The organism is Pantoea sp. EKM21T (genome assembly GCF_011800405.1).
Classification (GTDB): Bacteria; Pseudomonadota; Gammaproteobacteria; order Enterobacterales; family Enterobacteriaceae; genus Pantoea; species Pantoea agglomerans.
This window is the reverse complement of the sequence record NZ_JAALFV010000021.1, coordinates 1-2554: the sequence shown is the minus strand read 5'-3', so window position 1 is coordinate 2554 and position 2554 is coordinate 1. Positions and strand designations below refer to the sequence as shown.

Annotated in this window: 6 protein-coding genes; 1 reads left to right on the top strand and 5 read right to left on the bottom strand. The window is 53.6% G+C overall.

The annotated features are described in order from the left end of the window. Nucleotides 1-61: 61 nt before the first annotated feature. Entirely contained in the window at nt 62-190 is a 129-nt protein-coding gene (locus HFD87_RS23100; RefSeq protein WP_256378160.1) for a hypothetical protein, read from the top strand. Nucleotides 191-277: 87 nt separating this feature from the next. Here the strand turns inward: HFD87_RS23100 and HFD87_RS22735 are convergent, their stop codons facing one another. The 5 genes from HFD87_RS22735 to HFD87_RS22715 form a co-directional block, all read right to left on the bottom strand. Further along, the gene (locus HFD87_RS22735) at nt 278-568 is read right to left on the bottom strand and encodes a helix-turn-helix domain-containing protein (protein WP_167423953.1); all 291 of its coding nucleotides are present in this window, start codon (nt 566-568) and stop codon (nt 278-280) included. Continuing rightward, nucleotides 565-897 carry a type II toxin-antitoxin system RelE/ParE family toxin gene (locus HFD87_RS22730; RefSeq protein ID WP_033774357.1) on the bottom strand — a complete coding sequence of 111 codons (333 nt, stop codon included), beginning with the start codon at nt 895-897 and terminating at the stop codon, nt 565-567. The genes HFD87_RS22735 and HFD87_RS22730 overlap by 4 nt, the downstream gene beginning before the upstream one ends. Before the next feature lie 118 nt (nt 898-1015). Beyond that, nucleotides 1016-1834 (bottom strand): N-6 DNA methylase, encoded by an 819-nt coding sequence (locus HFD87_RS22725; protein ID WP_167423952.1) that lies wholly within the window; start codon nt 1832-1834, stop codon nt 1016-1018. 47 nt (nt 1835-1881) lie between these two features. Next, the gene (locus HFD87_RS22720; protein ID WP_033774359.1) at nt 1882-2028 is read right to left on the bottom strand and encodes a hypothetical protein; all 147 of its coding nucleotides are present in this window, start codon (nt 2026-2028) and stop codon (nt 1882-1884) included. Between the two features lie 89 nt (nt 2029-2117). Continuing rightward, entirely contained in the window at nt 2118-2447 is a 330-nt protein-coding gene (locus HFD87_RS22715; RefSeq protein WP_163658943.1) for a hypothetical protein, read from the bottom strand. Nucleotides 2448-2554: the final 107 nt, after the last annotated feature.

Below are 2554 nucleotides of genomic sequence, written 5' to 3'. Positions count from 1 at the left end.
TTACCGGCAAAGCCGGTTAGCGCAGTAGGACTGACGACCCGGCAACGCCGGGGAGCCGAAGGTGGCCATGTCCCGGCAGTGGCAGTGGCAGTGGCAGTGGCAGTGGCAGTGGCAGTGGCAGAATCAGCCCGGTTATCAGAAACAGCAAGCTATCAGCATCAGATGGGAAGGGATGAAGACGGTCAGGTGAAAGGGTATAACCGGTGCGTCAGCACCGGGTTTATCCTGCCCCGCAGGGGCTACCGCCCTGGCAGTTTGCGCGGGGCAAAAAGGCAGCTCACGCTGCCTCTGGTTCGCTTATCTCAATACTGGTTATGTGCAGTCCGGCATGTGCCATCATGCTGACCAGCTTATCAATCGAGAAGCAGTTAATTTTGCCTCCTGCCAGCTCGGACACTCTTGGCTGTGAAACGCCCAGCGCAGCGGCGGCAGCGGCCTGATTCAGGCCATTACGTTTAATCCAGCTATTCAGGCGCCCCACTAACTCGGCGCGGAGTTTCATATTTTCTGCCTGCTCTGGCGTTTCGCTGATCGCGTCCCACACATTATCAAAAGTCTGAATATTCATTTTTTACGCTCCTCTGCCAGTCTGCGATAACGATTCCGGGCAAGTTCCACATCACTCTGGCTGGTCTTCTGTGTCTTTTTCTGGAAGCAGTGCAGCACATACACGGCCTCTTCAAATTTGGCGACATACATGATCCGGAAAATGCCGTCATTACCCCGGATGCGTATTTCACGTGCTCCCTGACCGACTGAAGCAAATGGCTTCCAGTCGTCCGGCTCCAGTCCCTGCTGCACCAGGTCAAGCTGATACCCTGACGCGGTGCGGGCCTCTTCCGGGAAAGCCCGTAAATCCTCAAGACTGCTGTCAATAAAACTGATTTTCTTACGCATCATTTCCTCATTATACGAAATTTCGTATATTGTGCAATTTCTGCATGATTCATGCACCCTATACCACCCCGTAACCCGGCTTCCCTGCCCTGCTGTTCCCTGCTGTTTTGTCCGTGGCCTACATTGCCCTGATAAAAGCCAGCATCGCCTTGATCCGGCGCTGGCTTTCAAGACGTTCTTCGAAATCGTTGAGATAGTAAGCCGGTGTATAGCGCACCCGGTTAAACTCCAGCGTCAGTGTATTTCCGGTGACAACCTCGGCGGCAATGCCCAGCAGGGAAAGCTGTATAAACGCCATATCCGCCGCGACAGGATCAATATCGATACAACTGACGAACATCTGAACGGAAGGTTTAAGCCCGGCTTCAATCAGGCACTCTGCGTAAGCGATAACCATTCCCCCGGCTCCGCAGGTCGGCTCTGACAGGGTAAACATCCCTTCCCGCCGAATGGTATCAATCACGCCGGGCATCAGCAGGCGTGCCATCATTGACTGGACATTGTAAGGCGTAAAATATTGCCCTTGGCGATCGTCGCCCAGCTCCAGCTCCATAAAAACAGCGCCCAGAAAATCATGAAACTGAGCCTGAAGCGCACATACCATCAGCGCGAACAGTTCGTGCATATTGCGCATGTCGGCGGCGCTGTAGCGTTCGCTGATTTTCCGGCAGCGTTCAATGCTTTCCGGCGTTCTGATCCGGGCGATATCCAGTTCACTGGCCGCCAGGATAATGAAATCGCTGAACACCTCCCAGCGGCGCAGGTTATACGCTGTCTCATGGAAGACGCTGATAAACTGTCTTCTCGCCGCGGCAAGGCTTAACACGGGTGGGGAAACCGCAGGCAGATTTACCGGCAGCGCGGGTAAAGGATGCTGAACAACCGGTGCCGCGTCCTGTGCCTGGTCAAAAAATTCCGCAAAACTTATCTGTGACATGAATCTGTTCCTTTTACAGCCGCCCCGATCAGGGGCGGCTTTTCACATCACGCCATGCTGAGGCCAGCATGAACCAGTTTCATAAACTTCGGCCAGTTCTTCAGCTTCATCGCAGGAACGCGGGCGCTTTTTCCTTCGCGAAGCGCATTTACAAATACTCTCGCCTGTGACACGATTTGCGGGTCAAATTGCATGGGTTTATCTCCGTTAAGTTTGATAGCGCCGGAACGTTCGTTGGTCGCGTGGTTCCGGCGGTGAATGAGCAGGCTTATGCCTGCTTTTTTCATTTCTGGTTCAGTTCAAACGCCTCCTTAACGCTCGCTATAATTTGGGCGTGGGTCATGTGGTTGTAATTACGCAGGCGGAAGTAACGCACCCCGATACGGGCGTAAATGTCCGTTACCTCACCGCAGTACATTTCTGCAAACATGAACGTTTCACAGTTCCCGTTCTCACTGCATGCCCAGTTAAGCGGATAGAGTGTCCCCAGCGCATCGTGAAAGCTGTGGACGTCGATCTCCGCAGGCGCTTTTACCGCCGCCGCTTCACGATTCAGCCAGTAATTACGCACTTCTTCGGCGTACCCCTCTGCGCTGGCAAAACGATCTCCCAGGTAGTAATTAGTGTTTTGACCTTCAGCCCAGGTTTCGGTGGTTTTGGTTGCGGCGGTTTTGACGTTCTGTGTGTTCATGCTGGTTCTCCTCTGATGGTTACTAAAAC